20 protein-coding genes are annotated in these 22,396 nt (G+C 73.2%); 13 read left to right on the forward strand and 7 right to left on the reverse strand.

What is annotated here, in order from left to right; genetic code table 11:
* Positions 1 to 307 precede the first annotated feature (307 nt).
* The 7 genes from ACIRQF_RS09195 (at position 308) to ACIRQF_RS09225 (ending at position 9,412) form a co-directional block, all read left to right on the forward strand.
* Positions 308 to 1,612: an extracellular solute-binding protein gene (locus tag ACIRQF_RS09195; protein ID WP_404090245.1), complete on the forward strand. Its 1,305-nt coding sequence runs from the start codon at positions 308 to 310 to the stop codon at positions 1,610 to 1,612.
* 117 nt (positions 1,613 to 1,729) lie between these two features.
* Entirely contained in the window at positions 1,730 to 2,686 is a 957-nt protein-coding gene (locus tag ACIRQF_RS09200) for a carbohydrate ABC transporter permease (protein ID WP_382483462.1), read from the forward strand.
* Positions 2,683 to 3,588 (forward strand): carbohydrate ABC transporter permease, encoded by a 906-nt coding sequence (locus ACIRQF_RS09205; RefSeq protein WP_404090247.1) that lies wholly within the window; start codon positions 2,683 to 2,685, stop codon positions 3,586 to 3,588. The genes ACIRQF_RS09200 and ACIRQF_RS09205 overlap by 4 nt, the downstream gene beginning before the upstream one ends.
* A 122-nt stretch (positions 3,589 to 3,710) precedes the next feature.
* The gene (locus ACIRQF_RS09210; protein ID WP_404090249.1) at positions 3,711 to 5,138 is read left to right on the forward strand and encodes a GH1 family beta-glucosidase; all 1,428 of its coding nucleotides are present in this window, start codon (positions 3,711 to 3,713) and stop codon (positions 5,136 to 5,138) included.
* A 668-nt stretch (positions 5,139 to 5,806) separates the two neighbouring features.
* A complete protein-coding gene (locus ACIRQF_RS09215; protein ID WP_404090251.1) occupies positions 5,807 to 7,810 on the forward strand; it encodes an ATP-binding protein in 2,004 nt (667 codons plus the stop codon).
* A 142-nt stretch (positions 7,811 to 7,952) separates the two neighbouring features.
* Positions 7,953 to 9,143: a cytochrome P450 gene (locus ACIRQF_RS09220; RefSeq protein ID WP_376634926.1), complete on the forward strand. Its 1,191-nt coding sequence runs from the start codon at positions 7,953 to 7,955 to the stop codon at positions 9,141 to 9,143.
* A 77-nt stretch (positions 9,144 to 9,220) separates the two neighbouring features.
* The gene (locus ACIRQF_RS09225) at positions 9,221 to 9,412 is read left to right on the forward strand and encodes a ferredoxin (protein WP_376634928.1); all 192 of its coding nucleotides are present in this window, start codon (positions 9,221 to 9,223) and stop codon (positions 9,410 to 9,412) included.
* Between the two features lie 275 nt (positions 9,413 to 9,687).
* Here the strand turns inward: ACIRQF_RS09225 and ACIRQF_RS09230 are convergent, their stop codons facing one another.
* The gene (locus tag ACIRQF_RS09230) at positions 9,688 to 11,121 is read right to left on the reverse strand and encodes a M48 family metalloprotease (RefSeq protein WP_404090254.1); all 1,434 of its coding nucleotides are present in this window, start codon (positions 11,119 to 11,121) and stop codon (positions 9,688 to 9,690) included.
* A 262-nt stretch (positions 11,122 to 11,383) separates the two neighbouring features.
* Here ACIRQF_RS09230 and ACIRQF_RS09235 point away from each other — a divergent pair, with 262 nt between their 5' ends.
* Complete coding sequence (locus tag ACIRQF_RS09235; RefSeq protein ID WP_376634932.1) at positions 11,384 to 11,755, forward strand: PadR family transcriptional regulator; 372 nt, start codon at positions 11,384 to 11,386, stop codon at positions 11,753 to 11,755.
* Positions 11,752 to 12,324 carry an HAAS signaling domain-containing protein gene (locus ACIRQF_RS09240; protein ID WP_404090256.1) on the forward strand — a complete coding sequence of 191 codons (573 nt, stop codon included), beginning with the start codon at positions 11,752 to 11,754 and terminating at the stop codon, positions 12,322 to 12,324. The genes ACIRQF_RS09235 and ACIRQF_RS09240 overlap by 4 nt, the downstream gene beginning before the upstream one ends.
* 105 nt (positions 12,325 to 12,429) lie before the next feature.
* On the opposite strand, the gene ACIRQF_RS09245 is transcribed toward ACIRQF_RS09240, so the two are convergent.
* A complete protein-coding gene (locus ACIRQF_RS09245) occupies positions 12,430 to 14,226 on the reverse strand; it encodes a S8 family serine peptidase (RefSeq protein ID WP_404090258.1) in 1,797 nt (598 codons plus the stop codon).
* Between the two features lie 363 nt (positions 14,227 to 14,589).
* Here ACIRQF_RS09245 and ACIRQF_RS09250 point away from each other — a divergent pair, with 363 nt between their 5' ends.
* Positions 14,590 to 14,952, forward strand: a complete 363-nt coding sequence (locus tag ACIRQF_RS09250; protein ID WP_376634936.1) for a YrdB family protein — start codon at positions 14,590 to 14,592, stop codon at positions 14,950 to 14,952.
* A 52-nt stretch (positions 14,953 to 15,004) separates the two neighbouring features.
* Here ACIRQF_RS09250 and ACIRQF_RS09255 read toward each other — a convergent pair whose 3' ends face one another.
* From ACIRQF_RS09255 to ACIRQF_RS09265, 3 genes are all read right to left on the reverse strand, one after another.
* Entirely contained in the window at positions 15,005 to 15,406 is a 402-nt protein-coding gene (locus ACIRQF_RS09255; protein WP_404090260.1) for a hypothetical protein, read from the reverse strand.
* A gap of 83 nt (positions 15,407 to 15,489) precedes the next feature.
* Positions 15,490 to 15,951, reverse strand: coding sequence for a hypothetical protein (locus ACIRQF_RS09260; RefSeq protein WP_404090262.1), 462 nt, complete (start codon positions 15,949 to 15,951; stop codon positions 15,490 to 15,492).
* A 710-nt stretch (positions 15,952 to 16,661) separates the two neighbouring features.
* The gene (locus tag ACIRQF_RS09265) at positions 16,662 to 17,600 is read right to left on the reverse strand and encodes a LysR family transcriptional regulator (RefSeq protein WP_404090264.1); all 939 of its coding nucleotides are present in this window, start codon (positions 17,598 to 17,600) and stop codon (positions 16,662 to 16,664) included.
* Between the two features lie 83 nt (positions 17,601 to 17,683).
* Between ACIRQF_RS09265 and ACIRQF_RS09270 the strand changes: the two genes are divergently transcribed.
* Positions 17,684 to 19,135: an MFS transporter gene (locus tag ACIRQF_RS09270; protein ID WP_404090266.1), complete on the forward strand. Its 1,452-nt coding sequence runs from the start codon at positions 17,684 to 17,686 to the stop codon at positions 19,133 to 19,135.
* A 274-nt stretch (positions 19,136 to 19,409) separates the two neighbouring features.
* Here ACIRQF_RS09270 and ACIRQF_RS09275 read toward each other — a convergent pair whose 3' ends face one another.
* Positions 19,410 to 20,315 carry a dihydrodipicolinate synthase family protein gene (locus ACIRQF_RS09275; protein ID WP_404090268.1) on the reverse strand — a complete coding sequence of 302 codons (906 nt, stop codon included), beginning with the start codon at positions 20,313 to 20,315 and terminating at the stop codon, positions 19,410 to 19,412.
* 71 nt (positions 20,316 to 20,386) lie between these two features.
* Here ACIRQF_RS09275 and ACIRQF_RS09280 point away from each other — a divergent pair, with 71 nt between their 5' ends.
* A complete protein-coding gene (locus ACIRQF_RS09280) occupies positions 20,387 to 21,292 on the forward strand; it encodes a LysR family transcriptional regulator (protein WP_404090270.1) in 906 nt (301 codons plus the stop codon).
* A 114-nt stretch (positions 21,293 to 21,406) separates the two neighbouring features.
* Here the strand turns inward: ACIRQF_RS09280 and ACIRQF_RS09285 are convergent, their stop codons facing one another.
* The gene (locus ACIRQF_RS09285) at positions 21,407 to 21,937 is read right to left on the reverse strand and encodes a GNAT family N-acetyltransferase (protein ID WP_404090272.1); all 531 of its coding nucleotides are present in this window, start codon (positions 21,935 to 21,937) and stop codon (positions 21,407 to 21,409) included.
* A 93-nt stretch (positions 21,938 to 22,030) separates the two neighbouring features.
* On the opposite strand from ACIRQF_RS09285, the gene ACIRQF_RS09290 reads away from it, so the two are divergent.
* Complete coding sequence (locus ACIRQF_RS09290) at positions 22,031 to 22,381, forward strand: hypothetical protein (protein ID WP_404090274.1); 351 nt, start codon at positions 22,031 to 22,033, stop codon at positions 22,379 to 22,381.
* The last annotated feature ends 15 nt before the right edge of the window (positions 22,382 to 22,396 follow it).

The following is a 22,396-nucleotide window of genomic DNA, read 5'->3' on the forward strand; positions in this document are numbered from 1 at the left end:
TGTCACTCGTGTCATCACGACGGATTGGGGTGTGTCAGCGCGGGATCTGGTTGCGTGAGAGCGCTCTCAGACGCTGGGGAACGTAAAACTCCTGAAACTTCGCTGTCAAGAGAGGGCGCAGCAGGCGCAGTTGAGTGCACCTCCCACGGACTCGGTCGCGAATCCAAGCCGTTACGCCTTCGAGTCTTGACGTGAAGGACACCTGGCGGGCACGCTCCAGTCGCATCGCTGAGAGCGCTCTCAAGACGTTCCTCCGCGACTCTCTCGATGCACTTCTCTCTCCGCTCCGAAGCCAAGGGAGGCTTCCATGCCCATCGCCCGAGCCGCCAAGAGGGCCACCGTCCGCCTGGGGGCGGTCGTGCTGGCCGGGGCCCTGCTCGCCGCCTGCGGAGGATCGTCGGACGGGACCTCGTCCGACGGCGCGGGCGGCGACGTCACCGTCACCGTCGATCTGTTCGGCTCCTTCGGCTACAAGGAGGCCGGGCTCTACGCGGAGTACGAGAAGCTCCACCCGGGCGTGAAGATCAAGCAGACCGACACCGAGGACGAGGCCGACTACTGGAAGTCGCTCCAGACCCGGCTCGCCGGCGGTGGCGGCCTCGCCGACATCCAGGCCGTCGAGGTCGGCCGTATCGCCTCGGTCACGCAGGAGCAGGCGAAGCGGTTCGAGGACCTCCGGAAGTACGGTGCCGACAAGCTCAAGAGCCGCTTCCCCGAAGCCAAGTGGGCCGCGGGCACCGGGCACGACGGCGAGGTCCTCGCCCTCGGCACCGACGTCGGCCCCGAGGCCCTGTGCTACCGCACGGACCTCTTCCGGCAGGCCGGGCTGCCCACCGACCGCGAGGAACTCGCCAAGAAGTGGTCGACCTGGGACGGCTATCTGGAGCTCGGCAAGCAGTACAAGGCGAAGGCCCCGGCGAACAGCGCCTGGATCGACACCGTCGGCAGCCTGTACTCGATCATGATCGGCCAGGAGAAGGAGCGTTACTACGACGCCTCCGGCAAGCTGATCTGGGAGACGAACCCGGCCCTGAAGACCGCCTGGGACACCTCCGTCCGCGCGGCGCAGGGCGGGCTCAGCGCCAAGCTCGACCAGTGGTCGCCCCAGTGGAACCAGGCCTTCGCCGCCGGTTCGTTCGCCACCCTCCCCTGCCCGGCGTGGATGCTCGGCTACATCAAGGGCCAGGCCGGCGACGCCGGCAAGGGCAAGTGGGACGTCGCCACGCTGCCCGGTGGCGCCGGCAACTGGGGCGGCTCGTATCTCGCGGTCCCGAAGGCCGCCCGCCACAAGAAGGAGGCGTACGAGCTGATCCAGTGGCTCACCGCCCCCGAGCAGCAGGCCCGGCTCTTCGAGAAGAACGGCAACTTCCCCTCGGCCACCGGCGCCATCGACAAGGCCGCCGGCGCCAAGGACCCGTACTTCTCCGACGCCCCGATCGGCCGGATCTTCGGGGACGCCGCCAAGGCCGCCCCGGTGCAGGTGCTCGGAGCCCACGACCAGAACATCGCGCAGCAGATCACCAATGCGCTGAGCGAGGTCGAGCGCAAGGGAACGGCTCCGGAGAAGGCGTGGGAGAACGCGCGGAAGGGTGTGGCCAACACGATGGGCTGACGCCGCGGGGCGGCACCCCGGCGCCCCCCGCGTCTCCGCATCGCCTTCGGGCCGGCCCGTCGCCGGCCCGGAGGATCCTCCTCCATCCCGGCACCGACTCACCCCCAAGGGCCGCCCGTGACCCTCGTCTCGCCCGCGAAGCCGCTCGCACCGTCCCGTCCGCCCCGACCGCCCGCGCTCCGACGCGCGTGGCGGAAGGTCTCGCCGTACGCCTACATCGCTCCCTTCTTCACGCTGTTCGCCGCCTTCGGGCTCTTCCCGCTGGTCTACACCGCGTTCGTCTCGCTGTACCGGGTCGAGCTGCAGACGCCCGGCGACATGGAGTGGCGGGGCCTCGACAACTACACAGCGCTGTTCACCGACGAGTTCTTCTGGACCTCCCTGCGGAACACCTTCACCATCGGGGTGCTCTCCACGGTCCCGCAGCTGCTCATGGCCCTCGGCCTCGCGCACCTGCTCAACTACCGGCTGCGCGGCCGCACCTTCTTCCGTACGGCGATGCTGCTGCCGTACGCGACCTCCGTCGCCGCGGCCACCCTGGTCTTCGCACAGCTCTTCGGCCGCGACTTCGGTCTGGTCAACTACGCGCTCGGGCTGGTCGGCATCGACCCGGTGGACTGGCAGACCGGCACGGTCGCCTCACAGGTCGCCGTGTCCAGCATCGTCGTCTGGCGCTGGACGGGCTACAACGCCCTGATCTACCTGGCGGGCATGCAGTCGATCCCGCACGAGCTGTACGAGGCGGCCGAGATGGACGGGGCGTCCCGGTGGCGGCAGTTCTTCCACGTGACCCTGCCGGGACTGCGCCCGACGATCCTCTTCACGGTGGTCGTCTCCACGATCGGCGCGACCCAGCTCTTCGGTGAGCCGCTGCTCTTCGAGGGATCCGTCTCGGGCGGCATCGCCCACCAGTACCAGACACTCGGCCTGTACCTGTACGAACAGGGCTGGGGCTTCTTCCACCTGGGCCGCGCGGCCGCGATCGCCTGGGTGATGTTCCTGCTGATCCTGCTCGTCGTCGGCGTCAACGCCCTGCTCGCACACCGTCGTTCGTCGAAGGAGGCCGGCCGATGACCGCGCTCGCCGATCCGCCGGTGGACCGCCCGGCCGCTCCGACTCCCGCGGCACCCGTGCGCCGCCGCCGGTCCCGGGCGGGCCGCACGATGCGGGGCGGGAAGCTGGCGTACGCGTTCCTCGCCGTCGCCGTGCTCGTCTCCGCGTTCCCGTTCTACTGGACGATCGTCGCGGCCAGCCGCTCCAACGCCGAGCTGGCGCAGGTGCCGCCCGCGCTGCTGCCGGGCCGGCACCTGATGCGCAACTTCGAGGCGGTGATGGAGGAGGCCGACATCGGCAAGGCGCTGGTGAACTCGTTCATCGTCTCCGGCTCGATCACCGTGGGCACGGTGCTGTGCTGCACGCTCGCCGGATTCGCCTTCGCCAAGCTGCGGTTCCGCGGCCGGGGCGCCCTGCTCGCGGTCACGGTCGGCACGATGATGATCCCGCCGCAGCTGGGCGTGATCCCGCTCTTCATGCTCATCGCCGAACTGCAGTGGGCCAACCAGCTCCAGGCGGTCATCCTGCCCGGCCTGGTCTCCGCCTTCGGTGTCTTCTTCATGCGCCAGTACCTCGTGCAGTCGCTCCCGGACGAGCTGATCGAGGCGGCCCGGGTCGACGGCGCCTCCACCGCCCGGATCTTCTGGTCGATCGTGGTCCCGATCGCCCGGCCCGGGATGGCGGTACTGGGTCTGCTGACCTTCATGGCCGCCTGGAACGACTTCTTCTGGCCCATCGTCGCCCTCAGCTCCTCCGAGCCGACCGTTCAGGTCGCGCTGCGCCAGCTCGGCGGCGGATACGTCCACGACCAGTCCGTGATCATGGCCGGCACCCTGCTCGGCACCCTGCCGGTCCTGCTCGTCTTCGGCCTCCTGGGCCGCCAGATCGTGGGCGGGATCATGCAGGGAGCGGTGAAGGGCTGAGCCGGGCCCGGGATCAGGTGACCGACCTCCGACGGCCACCACCAGCCTGCCGACACCCGATCTCCGTCCTCCCCCTCCACACGTCCCTCGACGACGTCTCGACTCCAGGGAGTTCCCTCCTCATGACCGCGCTCGATCCACGCCCCGCACCCGACACGACGACCGCGCTCCGGTTCCCGACCGGGTTCCGCTGGGGCACCGCCACGGCCGCGTACCAGATCGAGGGAGCCGCCCGCGAGCACGGCCGGACCCCCTCCATCTGGGACACCTTCAGCCGAGTGCCCGGCAAGGTCCGCAACGGTGACACCGGCGACATCGCCGCCGACCACTACCACCGCGTGAGCGAGGACATCGCGCTCATGCGGGAGCTCGGCGTGACCGACTACCGCTTCTCCGTCTCCTGGCCCCGCGTGCAGCCGACGGGCCGCGGGCCGGCCGTACGCCAGGGGCTCGACTTCTACCGGCGGCTCGCGGACGAGCTGCGGGAGGCCGGGATCCGGCCCGTGGCGACGCTCTACCACTGGGACCTCCCGCAGGAGCTGGAGGACGCGGGCGGCTGGCCGCAGCGCGAGACGGCCCTGCGCTTCGCCGATTACGCGGCCGTCATGGCCGAGGCGCTGGGCGACCGGGTGACGACCTGGACGACCCTCAACGAGCCGTGGTGCGCCGCCTTCCTGGGCTACGGCAGCGGCGTGCACGCACCCGGCCGTACGAGCGCGCTCTCGTCGCTGCGCGCCGCCCACCACTTCAACCTGGCGCACGGTCTGGCCACGCGGGCGCTCCGCGCCGTCCTGCCCGGGGGCGCGGCCGAGGTGTCGCTCACCCTCAATCTCCACGCGGTACGGGGCCACACGGACTCGCCGGAGGACCTGGACGCGGTGCGCCGGATCGACGCGGTCGGCAACCGTGTGTTCCTCGACCCGGTCTTCCGCGGCACCCTGCCGGAGGACCTGGTCCGGGACACCGCGTCGGTGACGGACTGGTCGTTCGTCCAGGACGGGGACCTGGCGACGGCCTCGGCGCCGATCGACTCGCTGGGCATCAACTACTACTCCCCCACCGTGGTCGCGGCAGGCTCCTCCGTGTCCGACGGCCGGTCTCGGGAGCCGTCCCCCTGGGCGGGCGCCGAGCGGCACGTACGCTTCCTGCCGGCACCCGGCCCGCGGACCGCGATGGACTGGCCGGTGGACGCGGACGGGCTGCACGAGCTGCTGGTCCGGCTGCGCGACGAACTGCCGGGCGTACCGCTGATGATCACCGAGAACGGCGCCGCGTACGACGACTACGCCGACCCGGAGGGCCGGGTGCGGGACCCGGAGCGGGTGGCGTACCTGCGCGCGCACCTCGCGGCGGTGCACCGGGCGATCGAGGACGGCGCCGACGTCCGCGGCTACTTCCTCTGGTCGCTGCTCGACAACTTCGAGTGGGCGTACGGCTACAGCAAGCGCTTCGGCATCGTGCACGTGGACTTCGCGACCCAGCGCCGCACGTTCAAGGACAGCGCCCGCTGGTACGCCGAGGTCATCGCGCGGGGCGGGCTCGAGTCCTAGGGCCTCCGTCCGGCGCCGGAGGCCTATGGGTCAGGCGTTCGGCGGTTCGTCGCGGAGGGTGATCCGGTGCGCAAGGGCGCCACCCCGTGCACCGGCCGCGCGTTGGGGTTCCCAAGACGCCGTGTGCAGTGACGGTTCTGCACGCTGGGCCAGCGGGTTTGCGGCCACTGCCGTGCCCTTGAGGCCTTGCGGCATCCGCGACGGGAAGCAAGGGCTGCATCGTGTGGGAGTACTCGACCGCGGGGACACGGGACGGCGCGCAGGCGGCCTCGGAGACCCGGAAACGGGACGCGGGCGACCCGCCCGTACGAGGAACGGCCGATCCACCGGTACCGGGAGCGGGCGGCTCGCCCGTACGGGGAAAGGCCGGCCCGCCCGTACGGGGAGAGGCCGGTCCTCGGGGGCAGGGAACGGAGGGTGATCCGGGGCAGGGAACGGAGGGCGCTGCGGGGCGGGGAACGGAAGGTGATCCGGGGCAGGGAACGGAAGGTGATCCGGGGCAGGGAACGGAAGGTGATCCGGGGCAGGGAACGGAAGGTGATCCGGGGCGGGAAACGCCCGGCTCGCCGGGGCGGGAAACGCCCGGCTCGCCGGGGCGGGGAACGGCCGGCTCGCCGGGGCGGGGAACGGCCGACCCGTGGGGGAAAGGCGGAGCGGCCGGCGCGCCGGTGCAGGGTGCGGGCGGCCTTCTGGTCGGCCGCGGCCGGGAGTCGGCCGAGCTGCGGACGGCTCTGCGCGTGCACCGGTTGGTGAGCGTCACGGGAGCGGCCGGGGTAGGCAAGAGCCGGCTCGCCGTGACCGTCGCCGCGTCCCCCGCCGAGGGCGCCTGGCAGGCGATGGTCCGGGTGCGGTGGCACGATGCCGTGCCCGTCGGGCCGCGGGCGCTGTCGGCGCGGGTCGCGCGCGCCCTCACGGCCGCCGCGGGAGCGCCGCCGGGCGCGCACGGCACGGACGTCACCGCGGCGGCGCGCGCCGTCGCCGGGACCGACGGTCTCCTGCTGGTCCTGGACGACGTCGACCCCGTACACACCGAATGCGTGGGCCTGGTCCAGCGTCTTCTGCTGGCAGTACCCGCTCTGCGCGTCCTGGTGACCGCCCGCAGCCCGCTCGGGCTCGGCGACGAACGCGTGCTGCCACTGGCGCCGCTGGCGGTCGAACCCCCGGCGGACGGAACGGGGCCGGCCGCGGCCGTCGCGCTCCTCCTCTCCGCGGCGGGCGACGGGCCACCGGTCGCGGAGTCGGACCTGCCCGAGCTCACGCGTGTGTGCCGGCTCCTCGAAGGGATGCCGCTGGCGATCGAGTTGGCCGCGGGCCAGCTGGGCGACCGGACGGTGCGGGACCTCGCCGCCCGGCTGGAGGTCGACCAGTGCTGGCTGGCCGGCCAGGGACCCGTGCTCCGGCGGCACCGTTCGCTTCGTGCCTCCCTCGGCGCCGTCCACGCGCTGTGCGCGCCGGCGGTACGGCGGGTCTGGCAGCGCGCCGGCGTGTTCGCGGGCTCGTTCACCGAGCCCGCGGCGGCCTTCCTCTGCGCGGGAGCCGGGATCGAGCCGGACCAGGTGCCGTCCTGCCTGGCCCTGCTGTGCGCGGTGGGTGTCCTGGAGGCGCTGGGCGAGCCGGGTGCGCTGCGCCTGCCCCGCTACCGCATGGCGCGGGCCGCACGCGACTTCGGCGTCGAACGCCTCCGCCAGTCCGGGGAGATGCCGTCCGCGCTGGCCCGGCACGCGATCCACTACCGCGGTGTCGCGGCCGTCGCCGAGACGCTGTGGCACATGGGACTCCAGCGCCAGGCGGCCCGGGTCGTCATGGACGAGCACGACGACCTCATGGCACTGGTGGACCGCGCGACGGCTCTTGAGCCGCTCCCGGCATCCGCCGGCACCAGGACGACGGGGGCCGCCGAGGGCGGCGACGGCGCCGAGGCCGCACTGGAGGCCGTGCTCCGTCTGTGGTTCTGGTGGGCGGCGTACGAGCGCGGCGCGGAGGGCACCGCCCTGCTGCTGCGTCTGCTGCCGCTCCTCCCCGCCGACAGCCCGCTCGTGGCGCGCGGCCGCTGGCTGGCGGCCTGGCTGACCGCCGCGCACGACCCGTCCACCGCGCGGCGGCAGCTGGAACTCGCCTGGCCCGCGGCCGTCATGGCGGGGGACGACGCGCTCGTGGGCCGCATCGCCCACGTCCACGGCACCCTGGCGTGGCGGCGCCGCGACCTGGACGCGGCCGCCGGTTACTACCGGCAGGCGGCCGACGGCATCCCGGAGACGGCGTCCGGCGGCCCGCCGCCGAGCGTCAGTCTCGCCGCCCTGGCGGTCGTCCAGGCACACGCCGACCCCGGCACCGCCGTACGCACCGCCCACCGCGCCCTGGCTCAGGAAGGCAACCGCGACGACCCCTGGGCGGCCGCCCTCGCCCACTACGCGCAGGCCTTCGCCGAGCACCGCGCCGGACACGCCGGCCGTGCCTGGATCCGCGCCCACCACGCACTCGCCCGCCTCGCCGCGGACCCGGACGAGGCGCCCCAGCCCCGTACCGCCCTCCAGCGTCTGGTCGACCACCTCGAACAGACCCACTTCGTCGCCCACCCGGCCCCTGGAGGTCCCTCGTCAGGAGGTGGAGTCGCGGCCGCAGGCGCGGAGGGGGAAAGACGGCGCACGCGCGCGGAGGCGGGCGCCGGTTGAGCGTGATCAGGCCGAATGGACCCACTCGTTCCGGCGGTTTGGCCGAACTACGCGTAGACCAGATAGATGCCTGAGGCATGTAGTGGAGCTGGCGTGCACGCCAGCCCCCCGGAACCGACGATCCGCCGTCTGCGAGGTCCGCATGACCGAAACCGTGGCGTTTCCCCAGAGCCGATCCTGCCCCTACCACCCGCCGGCCGCCTACGACCCCCTGCGCGAGGACCGCCCGCTGGCGCGGGTGACCCTGTGGGACGGGCGGGAGGTATGGTTCGTGACCGGCCATCAGGCCGCCCGCGCGCTGCTCTCGGACCAGCGGCTGTCCACCGACTCCACGCGTGAGGACTTCCCCCTCCCCACCGAACGCGCCTCCGCCGTACGCCGGCGCCGCCGCGCCGCGCTGCTCGGGTGGGACGACCCGGAGCACAACGTCCAGCGCCGGATGCTGATCCCGAGTTTCTCGCTCAAGCGCACCGAGGGCCTGCGGCCGCGCATCCAGGCGACCGTGGACCGGCTCCTCGACGCGGTGGAGGAGGCGGGGCCGCCGGCCGAGCTGGTGCGCGCGTTCGCACTGCCGGTGCCGTCGATCGTCATCTGCGACCTCCTCGGCGTGCCGTACGAGGACCACGACTTCTTCGAGGAGCAGTCCCGGCGGCTGCTGCGCGGCCCCACGGCCGAGGACACCGAGGACGCTCTCGCCCAACTGGAGGGCTACCTCGGCGATCTCGTCGACCTCAAGCGGCGGAAGCCCGGCGAGGGCGTCCTCGACGACCTCGTCGCCCGCGGGCTCGAGGACGGCGGGCCCGATCGCGAGGAGCTGGTGCAGCTGGCGTCGATCCTGCTGGTCGCGGGGCACGAGACGACCGCCAACATGATCTCCCTCGGTACGTACACCCTGCTGCGCCACCCCGACCGCCTGGCGGAACTGCGGGCCGATCCCGCGCTCGTGCCCACGGCCGTGGAGGAGCTGCTGCGGTTCCTGTCGATCGCCGACGGCATGCTGCGGGTGGCACGCGAGGACGTGGAGGTGGGCGACACGGTGATCCGCGCGGGCGAGGGCGTGGTGTTCTCCACCTCCGTGATCAACCGCGACGACGCCGTCTATCCCGAGCCGGACTCACTGGACTGGGCCCGGTCGGCGCGGCACCACGTGGCCTTCGGCTTCGGCATCCACCAGTGCCTGGGGCAGAACCTGGCCCGCGCGGAGCTGGAGATCGCCCTCGGCACCCTGCTGCGCAGGCTGCCCGGGCTGCGGCTCGCAGCCCCGGCCGAGGAGATCCCCTTCAAACCGGGCGACACGATCCAGGGGATGCTCGAGCTGCCCGTCGCGTGGTGAGTCACGTGCCGTCGCCGCAGTCGGCGTCTCCGTCGAGCCCTTCCGACGAGACCTCCCCCACGAAAGGAACCCGGGCGATGCACATCTCCATCGACACGGACGTCTGTATCGGCGCCGGGCAGTGCGCCCTGGTCTCCCCCGCCGTCTTCACCCAGGACGACGACGGATTCAGCACGCTGGTCCCTGGTCACGAGGACGGAGCAGGCGGTTCCCTGGTCCGCGAGGCCGCCCGCGCCTGCCCCGTGCAGGCGATCGCGGTCCGGGAGTAGCCCTGTCACCATCAGCGCATGGTCGGCGGAGGGTTCGGTCGGGCGGTCGGCGCGATCCGCGACGTCGATGTGTTCGGTCACCCGGAGGCCGAGGTGCCGGACGCCCTGCCGGCGCTCCCGCACCCGCCCCGTGCGGCGTCACCGACGCACGACTCGCGGAGGTACGGCTGACGGCGGTGTGAGCGGCCGCCCCTACCTCCGGCGGGCTCCGTACGAGCGGAGTCCGGCGCACCCGAGACGGCGTCGCCGCGTCCGCGGGCCGGGCGGGTCCGGCCTCAGGCGATGTGCCCATCGCGCATCACCCTGCGCGCCACCTTCCTGCCAGCATCCGCCAGTTCGGCGTCCAGGGCAGCGGCGCGCGGCGCGTCCAGGACGACGCCGGGCGGGACGGTCTCACCCCTGGTCACGTGGCGGCGGCGCAGATGCGTGGGCGGGTGGGTGGCGTCGACACTGTGGCCGCGCAGTTCGGCGACCCGGCGGAGGCGCTCGTACTCCCGCTCCGGAACGGCCGCGACCTGAACCGCGACGCGTTCCCACAGCCCCTCGGCCGGGTCCTCGCTGCGGGCGGTCCGGCCGATCCGGGTGCGGGCGGCGACGGTCTCGCGCTGGAGCACGGACTCGGCGCTGTCGGTGACGAGGAGCCGGTCCATCAGGCCGACCGTGGCGTCCACCCCGGCCGCGCGGGCGGCCGAGGTGTCCGCGAGGTACTCGGCTCGCTGCGAGGCGCGCAGGGTCGCCTGGTCGAGCAGCAGGGTCATGCCGTGGACGGCGAGCCTCGGGAGGGCCGTGAGCAGGTTGCCGAACTGGTCCATGAACGTCTCCCCACGGTTCGGGGCGAGCATGTACCGCCAGGTGGCGAGGGACCGCAGCGCGCTGCCGACGAGGACGCCGTGGCGGGTGTCCCCGTGGGCGTAGTGGCCGAACTCGTGGCCCAGCAGGGCGACCCGCTCCTGCCGGTCCAGGACGGCCCACAGACTGAGGCCGAGGGTGAGCGCACGGCGCTGCCGGAGGCCGTACGTGCGCACGGAGGCGTTCGCTTCCGCGTCGATGAGCACGACGTCGACGCCCCGCGTCCCGACCGCACCGGCGACCTCGTCCAGGAGAGCGAACAGCTGGGGAGCGTCGGTCCGTTCGAGCACGGGGGCGTCGTCCCGGATGTCGGCGAGACTGCCGAACCGAGGCCGCAGCGTGAAGGCGAGGGCCAGGCACAGGGCACCCACCGCGGGCTGGAAGCCCTCGCCCCAGCGCCCGATCAGCAGCCAGAAGCCCAGCAGTACGAGGGCGACGGTGCTCCCGTGCACGATCAGTGCGAGGACGGCCGCGAGCAGCCCGGCGGCTCCTGACGAACCGGACTCGGCGGCCGTGACGGAGGTCGTGGGCGAGGTCGCCGCATCGCCCGGGGCCGGGGTCGAGGCGGACTCGCGCCCCAGGTCGGCGAAGAGCTGCTCGCCGTAGCGGTGTGCCAGGGTCCGCCGCAGGCGGTCGATTCGACCGCTACCGCGCTCGCGCGTGTCGCCGCCCGGGTCGACGTTCCAGCCGCACGCGGCGCACCACACGACGAACCGGCGGTCGTCGGGTATCCGCTCCCCGCATGCGGGGCATTCCTGCTGCCCCGCCACCTCCGCCCCCGCCGGCCGCAGCGCCGATCCCTGTTCCTCACCGGGTCCGTTCCCGCCCGGCCCCTCGACCGCTTGCGCCGTCTCCGCCATCCCCACCCCTCATTACGTGCGTGTCGCAGACCGCACCCTAGGGGCTCGAACGACCGTACGCACAGGGGATTTCACCCGGCGGCGGGCGAGCCGCGGCGGTGAGCCGCACCCCGCGGACCGTCGCACCCCGCGGACCGTCACGCCGGGCACACGGCACACAGCGCAGGACGCCGGGGCGCGCTTCCTGCGGGCAACGCGCCCGAAAGGGGCTTCAACCGGCTCCTCTTGCTGGCAACCGCCTCACGGAGCTATCTTGCATTACATGGTTCCTGGTGAAGCAATGAACGAGGCGGGGGGCAAGGTCCCCAGCCAGCTCCGCAAAGGCGTCCTGGAGCACTGCGTTCTGGCACTGCTCAGGGACAGGCCGCGGTACGGAGTGGAGCTGCTCGCCGAGCTGTCGGCGGTGAGCGTGATGACGACCAGTCAGGGGACGATCTATCCCCTGCTGTCCCGGCTGCGCCGGGAAGGGCTCGTCGACACCGAGCTCCGCGAGTCCCCGAGCGGGCCGCCGCGCCGGTACTACACGCTCACTGCCGTCGGCCGGGCGGCTCTGGCCGAGTTCACCCGGGCGTGGCCGCTGTTCCGGGACGCCGTCGACCACTTTCTCAACGATCCACAGGGGGAACCCTCATGAACACCACCGACCACCCGCTCGTGGCCGAGTACCTCGACGCCGTGGCGCGCGAGACGGCCGAACTGCCCGCGGAGCGCCGGGCGGAACTCCTGGCCGACCTGCGCGAGCACATCGAGGTCAGCGGCGCGGGGGACGACCAGCGGCTCCGCGAGGTCCTGGCCGAGCTCGGCGAGCCGCGTACGGTGGCCGCCTCCGCCCTCGCGGAGGAGCCGCAGGCCGGCGGGGCGCCCGAGCCCAGGGCCCCCGTCCTTCCCGAGCGCCCGACGCGCGCCCGCCTGACCGTGGGGCTCCTCGCCGTGGCGGGGCTGCTGGTCCTGCTCAACTCGTTCGCCGGCGGGGTGGCCCTGATCGCGGGCCTGGCGCTGCTGTGGACCTCCCCGTACTGGGACAACCGTCACAAGGTCATCGGTACGGCCACCGCCGCCGGCGTCCCCCTGCTCCTGCTCCTCGCGGCCGTACTCCTGGCGGCGACGCGCCTCGGCCCGGTCGAACTCCTCGTCCTCATGGGCGTCTCCGTCGCGGTCCCCGCCTTCGGCGCGATCACCCTCCTGCGCGCACTGCGCCGCTGACGCCCGCGAGCCCCAGGCACGCGAGGCCCCGTATGCGGGGAGCCCCCCGGGAGATCCCTCCCGGGGGGCTCGTCGCGTACAGGGCCTGTCGGCGTGGTCGGCAGCCTAGAAGGTGAGGTTCCAGGCGTCGATGCGGCCCGTGTCCTGGGACGCGACGTCCTGGACGCGGAGCTTCCACGTGCCGTTGGCGACCTCGGATGAGGCGTTGACCGTGTACGTCTTGACGACGTCGTCGGCGCTGTCGCTGTTGGCGAAGTCCTCCAGCAGGTACACCGTGCCGTCCGGAGCGACGAGGGAGAGCACCAGGTCACCGCGGTAGGTGTGCTTGATGTCGACACCGACCTTGAGGGTGGACGGGGCGTTGCCCGTGACGCCGGAGACCGCGATCGGGCTCTCGACGGTGGCGTTGTCGACGACGGCGACGTCGGTGAGGTTCTCGAAGTACCGGCCGGTGGGCGGCTGAGTCGTACCGCTCACGGCCTTCAGGGCGTCGACCTGGCCCTCGCCGAAGAAGCCGTTCTTGGTCGCGGTGCCCGTGCAGCGGCTGTCGGACGGGCAGGCCTTGTCCGTCGCCTGGGTGCCGAGCGCGCCGCGGATGTCGGCCGGGGTGTAGGTCGGGTTGGCGCTCGCGATGAGCGCGGCGACGCCGGTGACGTGCGGCGAGGCCATCGACGTACCGCTCATCGAGCCGTACTTGCCGCCCGGGAGCGTGGAGTAGACACCGGTGGCACCGTCGCCGCCGGGGGCGGTGACGTCGATGACGCCGTTGCCGAAGTTGGAGTACGAGGCCTTCGCGCCACCGTTGGCCTGGGCGGAGACCGTCACGACGCCCGGCAGCTCGGTCGGGATGTCGATGCAGGCGTTGGTGATGGTGCGGGTGGTGGGCGTGGAGTCGTTGGGGCTCTCGGAGTCGGTCGTCTTGTTCGCCAGGTCGTAGTTCGAGTTGCCGGCGGCGGCGACCTGCAGGGAGCCCTTCGACTCGGCGTACGCCTGAGCGCGGCGGACGCCCTCGATGATGGCGGCCTGGTCGATGTTGTCCGGGCAGTTGAACTGCCACGGGTCCGTGTAATAGCTGTTGTTGGTGACCTTGAAGCCGTGGTCACCGGCCCACATGAAGCCGCAGACGGTGTTCTCGGCGAAGAACAGGCTGCTGGTGGGCTCGGCGATGCGCACGGAGGAGATCTTCACTCCGGGGGCGACGCCGATGACGCCCTTGCCGTTCTTGGCGGCGGCGATCGTGCCGGCGACGTGCGTGCCGTGGCTGCCGACGTCGCGCCAGGCGCCGGCGCGGGTGTCCGCCTTGCCGTAGGCGCAGGAGACGGAGTCGGCGGCGTTGAAGTTCGGGGCGATGTCCTGGTGCTGGTCGTCGACGCCGGTGTCAAGGACGCCGACCTTGACCGCGGCCGAGCCGGTGGTGACGGCCCAGGCCTGGTCGGCCTTGATCTGGGTCATGTCCCACCGGTTGGACTCGGTCAGCGTGGTGGCCGACTGCGACGGGTTGGCCGGCAGCGCCGGGTTGTACGCGTCGGCCGGGACGTCGGAGGTACGGGTCGCGCCGACCTGCTGGACGCCGGAGACGCCGCGCATGGTGGCGGCGAAGGAGGCGGAGGTCGAGTGCGCGACGACGACGCCGATGGCGTCGTAGGAGGCGAAGACCGTGCCGCCGTTCGAGGCGACGGCGTTGCGGACCGCGGTGGTGTCACCGGGCGTCGTGATCACCAGGTACGCGCGCGTGCCGGCGGCCCAGGCGCCGGCGAGGGCGGGCGCGGTGCGGGCCGACGTGGCGGCCGGGGCCGCCTGGACGGGGGCCTTGGCCCGCGACAGGTCGCGAGCCTGGGGCTCGACCGTGGCCTGGGCGGGAGCGGCGATGGCGACGGTGGCGCCGACGACGGCGGCAGCCACGACCGGGAGTCTCAGCCGACTCGATATGTGGGAAAACAATGCGTCCTCCGATGGCCCGGAGGTGCTGGTGGCACCGGCCGGACCCTGTGTTGTGTGGGGTGGACGCAAGATCCCAGGCGGCCGGTAGCGGAGGAAAGGATTCTGCCCGCCATATCCCTTTCCGTTACCCATTGTTGATCTGACGGCACGCCACGTCGGGGACGAAGGAGTGCAGTGACGACATTCCAGGACCGGAACTCCTGGTCACGACCCGGCGCCGGTCAGGGGAGCGAGGGCGGGTGCGCGCCGGCCAGGGGAGCGGAGCCGGACCGTACGCCGTCACGAGGCGGACCCGGCGCGGCGATCACGGCGCACAATGCCCCCATGAGGCTTCCCACTCCCGTCCACGTGCTCAACGAGGGACTCGCGTTCCTCCTCGAACTGGCGGCCCTCGCGGCACTCGCCTGGTGGGGCTGGCAGAGCGTCGGGAACATCGCGCTCCGTCTCGCCCTGGCCCTCGCCACGCCCGCGGCGGCCGCCGCCCTGTGGGGTCTCTTCGCCGCCCCCAGGGCCCGGATACGCGTTCCGCTCCCGGGCGTCCTCGCCGTGAAGGCACTGGTCTTCGGCGCCGCCGTGGCGGCCCTGTACGCCCTGGGCCGGCACACCGGAGCCATCGCGTTCGGCGTCGTGGCGGTCGCCAACACGGCGTTGGCCACGGTGGACCGACGTGCGGCGACGCACCGCTGAGCCCGACACGTCGGCCGGCCTCACCGGCGCACGTGCCCGGACAGCGAGACGCTCAGACGTCGAGAGCCGCCTGGAACGCCTCCGCCGTCGGGGCGATGACCGTCGCCCTTTCGCGGAGTTCGGCGGGCAGGTGGTGGCGATCGGACTCATCGAAGACCAGCGCTCCGCCGTCCTGCGGCACGATCGAGGCCCCGAGCGCTGCCGCCAGCCGGGCAAGCACGCCACTCATCGCGCCGCGGGCGAAGTGCGTCGCCGTCACACAGCGCAGGTCGCCCTCTTCGTGGGACGCGTGATAGAGGTCGGCCTCGCCCCCGTCCTCCGCGCGTAGCTGCGAGAATCCCTCCCCGGGTCCGCCCACCACGACATACGGCTCCGCCACCTGACGGAACCGTTCGGCGTCGAGGGTGACGACCTCACCCTCGACGAACCGGAGCATGAAGATGCTGTAACTCACGGGCACACTCTGCCGCACCGTGCTCCACGGGAGATGCCCCCTGCCAGGTCAGCGCTCGAAAACGCCGCCATGGAGACAACCCCTCAGCCGCACTCCCCCGTGAGGCACGCGTGGCAGAGGCAGTGGTCCGGGTGTGGAGAGTGGGGCGACACGTCGGCGCGGTACCGCTGCGCGTACCGTTCGAGCGTTTCGGAGGTGTCGAGGGCTTCCTCCGGACCGAACCGGCCCGGGTTTCTTACGTCGTTCAACCGCGCCAGCACGCGCGGCGTGTGGACGAGTCTCGGGCGGAAGCCGTACAGATGGCGGGTCGCGGTGTCGATGACGATCCAGCGGCCGGTGTGCCGTTCGCGGCCGATCACCGTGAGGCGGTCGCCCCCGGGGCCCCAGTGCACAGCCGCCACGTACACCTTCGCGCCGCCCTTGAAGCTCTTCGTCCCGGGGAACAGTTGCTGTCCGCCGACGCCGCGGCGACGCCAGGCGACGACGTTCGCGGCCACGAGCCACGCCGGCTCCGGCGGCGATTCCGGTTCCGTGCTGTCACTCATGGGGCTCCCTCCCTCAGCGCTCTCGAGGGCGCCACCACCACCAACGGCCCGCCGTCCGCGGGCTCGCCGGGGCCACCGGATCCGGCAGCGCGCGGCGTGCGTACTCGTCGTCTATCCGCCGCACCGGCCGCCACCTCGCACGGGTGAGAGCGGACACACCGGCAATCCGTTGCACCGGAACGTACTTGGGCGGCCGCCATCGCTCCGCGCGGACGGCTTTCGGACGCCTACGCGGCATCGGCCTTTCGGATCAGCAGGCCGTCATGCTGGCACGGACCCCTCCGCCACAGGAAGCCGATTTCGAGCGGTGAGCGCGCCCACCGTGGCTCGACGCGGCCGTCCGAGCCGGGCACGTGGGCGGCGTCTGGTCCGAACGTCCCGCGCCGGACCCCGAGGGGAGCCGACGGCACGGGTCGGGCCGGCGGCTCCCCACGCTCACGCCTTGGCGGCGCAGATCACGTCGTACTGCCGGCCGATGGCGAGCGTCAGGCGCATCGGCCCCGTGGTGCCGGTCGGGCATTCCTTCTCGTCCTTCGCCAGGCCGAGGACCTGGTATCCGCGGCCCGCGGCCAGCCGGGATCTCCTGGGCGGTGTCCGTCACGCAGTCGCCCTTCACGAGCTATCCGCCTCCCGCGAGGAGCGTCACCATGCGTGGGCCCGTTCGGGCCCTGAGGCAGGTGCCGGCCCTTCCCGCCCGGATCGCGCCTGCCTCACGCCCACCCCCGCGCCCATTCGGGCGCCCAGGCGGCCCCGTCCGCGCGATCGGCCGCCCCTGCGGCCAGGTGGGCGCGGAGGGACGCGAGCGCGGGGTGGGGGTTGTCGCGGCGCCACAGGAGGGCGTGCGGGTACACGGGCGTCGGGTCGACCACCGGGATGCGGCGCAGGTCGTGGCCGGTGGGCCAGACGAGACGGGTCTGCGCGCCGACGAGGGTCGCGAGGGCCGGCGTGTCGGCGATGACGTCCAGGAGCGCGTCGACCCCGAAGTTGGGGCCCGTGGACTCGATGGTCAGACCGAACGCGGCGGCCAGGTCCTCGTAGTACGCGGCCCACTCGGTGCCCGGCACGATGCCCGGGATCCAGATCCGGTGTCCGACGAGCCGCTCGGGGGTCAGCGAGGCGGCGCCGGCGAGGGCGTGAGCGGGGCCGGTCAGGAGGTCGTGCGGCTCGTCGTGCACGCGCTCCGCGATGATGTCCTCGGGCAGCGGGTGCCCGGGAGCCGGGGCGGCGCGGAAGGACGCGTCGATGCTGCCTGCCTGGAGGGCGGCGAGCGCCTCCGCGACGTCGAAGAGGTGCACGACGTCGAGCTCGGTGCCGGGGTGCGCCCGGTGGAACTCGCGCAGCAGCGCCGACGGGGCGAGGCGGGAGCCGATGACGTCGACGCGCAGCGCGCGCCGGCCGGGGCGTACCGAGGCGACGGCGCGGTCCGCCGCGATCAGCAGGGTGCGGGCGTGCGGCAGGAAGGCCTGTCCGTCGAGGGTGAGTCGCGCCCCGCGCGGGGTGCGCGTGAACAGGCGCACCCCGAGATCCTTCTCCAGGGCGGCGATGCGCTTGGAGACGGCCTGCTGGGTGATCGACAGGTCGACGGCGGCCAGGTGGAAGCTGCCCGCGTCGGCGGTGGCGACGACGGTGCGCACGGCGTCGAGATCCATGCGGACCACTCTAGGGACACAACCATAGGTTGTGGGACTGCATCGTCCAGGTTGTTTGACCTGCCGCTCCTCCGGCCGCTTTGATGCCGCGGGTCAACGATCGGTGGGAGGTGTGCGGGCGGGTGGCTCTGGGACGACGGTTCGGGTTCCTGTGGGCGGCGTACGGGGTGAGCGCTTTCGGCTCCTCGCTCGCCTTCAACGCGTTGCCGCTCCTCGCGATCCGCGAGCTGCACGCCGGCCCGACCCGGGTGGCGGCGCTGGCCTCGGTCGGTGCCGCCGTCGGTGCGGCGCTGGCGGTGCCGCTGGGGCCGTGGGTGGAGTTCCGGCGCAAGCGGCCGGTGATGATCGCGATGGATCTGCTGCGGTTCGGGGCGCTGGCGAGCGTCCCCGCCGCTTACGCGCTCGGGCTGCTCGGCTTCCCCCAACTGCTGGTGGTGTCGGCGGTCGTGGCCGCGGCGGGCATCACGTTCGGCGCCGCCTCGGGCGCGTACCTGAAGTGGCTCGTCGGGCCTGACGACCTGCTGACCGCCAACAGCCGCTTCGAGGGGACCACCTGGACGTCGATCCTGCTGGGGCCGCCGCTCGGCGGTGTGCTGCTGGGTGCCCTCGGCCCGGTGGTGACGGTGGCGGCGGACGCGCTCAGCTACCTGCTCTCGGCGCTGGGAATCCGCGCGATCGGCGGCCACGAGCCGCTCCCGGCGCGCAAGGCCTCGCCCACTCCCACCGGTGAGCGTTCATTCCCTGACGTGGGGCAGGCGTCGACGGGCCAGGTGCCCGGGGACACGCACACGAACCGGTCCGTGCGGGAGGCCCCTGCCGCCCCCCTGGGCGAGCCCGCGGCCGCACCCGCGCTCACCTCCGCGCCCACCCCCGGGGCCGACGCGCCTCGACGGTCGCGGGCCGGCGGCCTGACGGAAGGATGGCGCTACATCCTGGGCGATCCGGTGCTGCGGCCGCTGTTCTTCCACACGATCCTCGTGAACGCGCTGATCCTCGCCCCGGAGCCGTTGCTCGCCGTCCTGCTCCTGGACCGGCTCGGCTTCTCCCCCTGGCAGTACGGACTCGCCTTCGCGCTCCCCTGCGCGGGCGGTCTGGTGGGCTCGCGGGTCGCCCGCCCGCTGGCCGCCCGGTTCGGGGCTCGGCGGGTCCTGCTGGCGAGCGGGACGCTGCGGACGCTGTGGCCGATCGGGCTCGCGTTCGTCGGGCCCGGAACGGCGGGTCTGCTGCTCGTGATGGTGATCGAGTTCGGGCTCATCGCCTGCATGGGCGTGTACAACCCGCTCTTCGCGACCCGGCGGCTGGAGCGGACGCCGCAGGAACGCACGGCCCGCACGCTGTCCGCGTGGACCGTGAGCGGCCGGGCCGTCATCGCGACGCTGACCGCGACCTGGGGGCTGCTCGCCGCCGCCGTGGGCCCGCGTACCGCGATCGCGGCGGCCGGGGTGCTGCTGCTCGCGACCCCGCTGCTGCTGCCCTGGCGCGACAAGGAGGAGACGCCGGCGCGGGAGGCGGCGGAGCGGGCCGCGGTCTCCTGACCAGGAGGAGAGTCCGCGCCCGGCGCGGACGCGCCCGCGAGGGGTTGCGCCTGGCGGGAACTCCGAAGGCTCCCTGCCTGGCGAGGACGTACCAGAGGGACCCCGCCTGGCGAGGACGTCCGAGAGGGGGCCCCGCCCGACGAGGACGTCGGAGAGGGGCCCCGCCTGGCGAGGACGTACCAGAGGGACCGCGCCTGGCGGGGACGTCCGAAAGGGTTCCTGCCCGGAGGCGGACAAGCTCGACGCGTCACTTGGCCACCGCCCGCTCCTCTCCCTACCCGAGCGCCTCCACCGCGGCCAGTTCCTTCAGGGCCGCTGCGAGCGACTCCTCCGAGGCCGGAAGGAGCGGAAGGCGGACGTCCGGGGTGGGGATACGGCCCTGGGCGTGGAGCACGGCCTTGAGGACGGTCGGATTGGGCTCGGCGAAGAGGCGGGTCGAGAGGCGGGCGAGGTGGTGTCCCAGAGTGCGGGCGCGGCTCGGGTCGCCGGTGCGCCAGGCGTCGACGAGGGCGGCGAATCGCGCGGTCGCCAGGTGGGCGGAGGCGAGGATGCCGCCGGCCGCGCCGAGGGCGAGCAGCGGCGCGGCGTAGGTGTCGTCGCCGGCCAGGACGGCGAAGCCGGGCGGTACGTCGCCGAGGAGGTCGACGGTGTCCTGGTCGACGCCGCCCACGGCGTACTTGACCGCGACGACGCCGGGGATGGCGGCCAGGGCCCGCAGGGTGGCGGCATCGAGCGAGCGGCCGGTGCGGTACGGGATGTGGTAGACGATCAGCGGTACGGGGCTCTCGGCGGCCAGGCGCGCGAAGTGGGCGGTCACTCCGGCCTGAGAGGGCCGTACGAACGCGGGGACGGTCACCAGGGCCGCGCGAACCTCCGGCCGGCCGCGCAACCCGGCGAGGTCCCGGGCGGCCTGCGCGGTGGCGCCCCCGACCGCGCCGACGACGAGCTGGGCGTCGCGCGCCCCGCACACCGCCGCGCAGGTGTCGACGACCGCGCGGCGCTCGTCGGGGTCCAGGGCGCCGACCTCCCCGGTGGTGCCCAGAGCGACGAGTCCGGCCGCGCCCTCGTCGAGAGCGGCGTGGGCGAGGCCCGCCAGTGCGTCGAGGTCGGGGCGGCCGTCGCGTGCGAAGGGGGTGACGAGCGGTACGTGGACCCCGTACGGGGTGAAGTCCTGTGCCATGGAGTCGAGGGTGGGCGAGCGGAAGCCTCAGGTCCAGTTCGCTTTTCCGATGCGAACCGTAAGCTGAGCTGATGCTCGATGTACGACGCCTCCGCCTGCTGCGTGAACTCGCCCTGCGGGGCACCATCGCCGCGGTCGCAGAGGCCCTGTCCTTCACCCCGTCGGCGGTCTCGCAGCAGCTCGGCACCCTGGAACGGGAGGCCGGGGTCGCGCTCCTCGAACGGTCCGGGCGCGGTGTGCGGCTGACGCCGGCCGGGGAGAACCTGGTCCGGCACGCCGAAGCCGTCCTCGAACGCCTGGAGCGGGCGGCGGCCGAACTCGCCGAGGCCCGGCACGGTCCGGCCGGACCGTTGCGGATCGGGGCCTTCCCCACCGCGTCCCGCACGATCGTGCCGGGAGCGCTCGCCCGGCTCGCGGCCCGGCATCCGGCTCTGGAGCCGAGGGTCTCCGAGACCGACCCGGCGGGGGTCGCGCACGCCCTCCGCGCCGGCGACCTGGACGTGGCGCTCATCCACGACTACGACCTCGTGCCCGCGCCCCTCGAACCGGGTCTCGCGGCCGAGCCGTTGTGCGAGGAGGTGATGTTCCTCGCTTCACACGCTCCGGCACCCGGCGATCTCGAGGGGCTGGCGCTCCTCGCGCACTGGCGGGACGCGCCCTGGATCATGTCGGCGCCGGACACGCTGTGCCGGCAGGTGACCGAACAGGTCTGCCGCACCGCCGGGTTCGTGCCTCGGGTACGGCATCAGGTGGACGAGTTCGCGACCGTGCTCGCCTTCGTCGCCGCCGGTCAAGGATGTGCCGTCGTACCGGAGTTGGGGGCGACCTCCGCACCGTCCGGAGTGTTCCTGACCCCGTTGCCGGTCCGGCGCCGGACCCGCGTCGCCTTCCGCAGCGGCGCCGGCCCGCACCCGGCGGTGACGGCACTCACCCGCGCCCTGAGGGAATCCGTACCGGGAAGACTGGGTGACGCCTGAGCCGACGGAACCCGCCCGCGGACCGGCCGTACGGGCGGACCGGTCGTACGGGCGGCCCGACCAGCGCGGCCGGCCCGTCGCCGGACGTCCGCCGTGAACGCCCGTCCCCTGTCGCTAGGCCGGGTCCCCCGCGAGCCGCACGGTCTTCTCGAGGAGCGTGAACGACTTGGGTGCACCGCCCGGCTGCGGCTTGCCCTCCTTGCGTCCGACGGCCCGGTAACCCGCCTTGAGGTAATAGGAGTTGAGTCGCTCGTTGCCGGCCAGGCAGTCCAGGCGCACCACCGACCGGCCCGCCTCGACCACGCGCCGCTCCGCAGCGCGCAGAAGCCGCCGCCCGGTTCCGGGCGGAACGCTGCCGTGGTCCACCATCAGCCGGTGCACGTAGCCGGCCGTCGGCGGCTGCGGCCCCCAGGCGTCCTCGTCCTCCCACCACAGCTCCCAGGCCCCGACCACCCGGCCCTCCGCCTCCGCGAGCCAGACCTCCCCGCCGTCCATGATCCGTCGGAAGTGGTCCCGGCCCAGCTCACCGGGCTGCCACTGGCCGGTGACGCCCTGGGCCAGCATCCAGCGGGCGGCGTCGTCCCGCAGACGCACCACGGCCGGGAGGTCGGCATCACCGGCGAGACGGAAGCGCAGTTCGTTCACGCCGCGATCCTCGCACAGGCGTCCCCGCCGCCTCGACCCGGCCGCCGAGGTGCACCCCAGGAGAGAGCGGCCTGCCACGGCAGGATGGTCCGCATGCGCATACACCGACGGCCACAGGACCAACACGTCTGGATCAAAGGGCCCTTGGAGGTCGTGGCCGACGGGGGAAGGCGAGTCTGCCTCGACTGCGGCACGCCGATCCGCTCGTACGTCTTTCGAGCCCACCCGCCGGAGTCGGACTCGTTCGAGCGGTGCATCTCGTTGGCCTGGTGCGGCGTCTGCCGGCTCTACACGGGGAACGTGGTCCACGTTCCGCGGCGCCGCGTGCTCGTCGACGCTCTGGCCGACCTGTCCGCGGACGCCAGGCAGGGCCTGCTGGGGAAGGAGGCGGTCCTGGTGGCCCACCTGGACCGCCTCTTCCGGGGCGCGGACGGTCACGCCTGACCGGGCCGTTCACGG

It is taken from the genome of Streptomyces sp. NPDC101191 (assembly GCF_044767915.1).
In the GTDB taxonomy this organism is placed as follows: Bacteria; Actinomycetota; Actinomycetes; order Streptomycetales; family Streptomycetaceae; genus Streptomyces.

Bases quoted from the DNA above. Each gene is read 5' to 3' on its own strand.
- ACIRQF_RS09195 (WP_404090245.1), top strand. From the start codon at position 308: ATGCCCATCGCCCGAGCCGCCAAGAGGGCCACCGTCCGCCTGGGGGCG.
- ACIRQF_RS09250 (WP_376634936.1), top strand. From the start codon at position 14,590: ATGAGGCTTCCCACTCCCGTCCACGTGCTCAACGAGGGACTCGCGTTC.
- ACIRQF_RS09230 (WP_404090254.1), bottom strand. From the start codon at position 11,121: ATGGCGGAGACGGCGCAAGCGGTCGAGGGGCCGGGCGGGAACGGACCC.
- ACIRQF_RS09235 (WP_376634932.1), top strand. From the start codon at position 11,384: ATGGTTCCTGGTGAAGCAATGAACGAGGCGGGGGGCAAGGTCCCCAGC.
- ACIRQF_RS09205 (WP_404090247.1), top strand. From the start codon at position 2,683: ATGACCGCGCTCGCCGATCCGCCGGTGGACCGCCCGGCCGCTCCGACT.
- ACIRQF_RS09265 (WP_404090264.1), bottom strand. From the start codon at position 17,600: ATGGATCTCGACGCCGTGCGCACCGTCGTCGCCACCGCCGACGCGGGC.
- ACIRQF_RS09225 (WP_376634928.1), top strand. From the start codon at position 9,221: ATGCACATCTCCATCGACACGGACGTCTGTATCGGCGCCGGGCAGTGC.
- ACIRQF_RS09240 (WP_404090256.1), top strand. From the start codon at position 11,752: ATGAACACCACCGACCACCCGCTCGTGGCCGAGTACCTCGACGCCGTG.
- ACIRQF_RS09280 (WP_404090270.1), top strand. From the start codon at position 20,387: ATGCTCGATGTACGACGCCTCCGCCTGCTGCGTGAACTCGCCCTGCGG.
- ACIRQF_RS09220 (WP_376634926.1), top strand. From the start codon at position 7,953: ATGACCGAAACCGTGGCGTTTCCCCAGAGCCGATCCTGCCCCTACCAC.
- ACIRQF_RS09260 (WP_404090262.1), bottom strand. From the start codon at position 15,951: ATGAGTGACAGCACGGAACCGGAATCGCCGCCGGAGCCGGCGTGGCTC.
- ACIRQF_RS09270 (WP_404090266.1), top strand. From the start codon at position 17,684: ATGCCGCGGGTCAACGATCGGTGGGAGGTGTGCGGGCGGGTGGCTCTG.
- ACIRQF_RS09275 (WP_404090268.1), bottom strand. From the start codon at position 20,315: ATGGCACAGGACTTCACCCCGTACGGGGTCCACGTACCGCTCGTCACC.
- ACIRQF_RS09210 (WP_404090249.1), top strand. From the start codon at position 3,711: ATGACCGCGCTCGATCCACGCCCCGCACCCGACACGACGACCGCGCTC.
- ACIRQF_RS09290 (WP_404090274.1), top strand. From the start codon at position 22,031: ATGCGCATACACCGACGGCCACAGGACCAACACGTCTGGATCAAAGGG.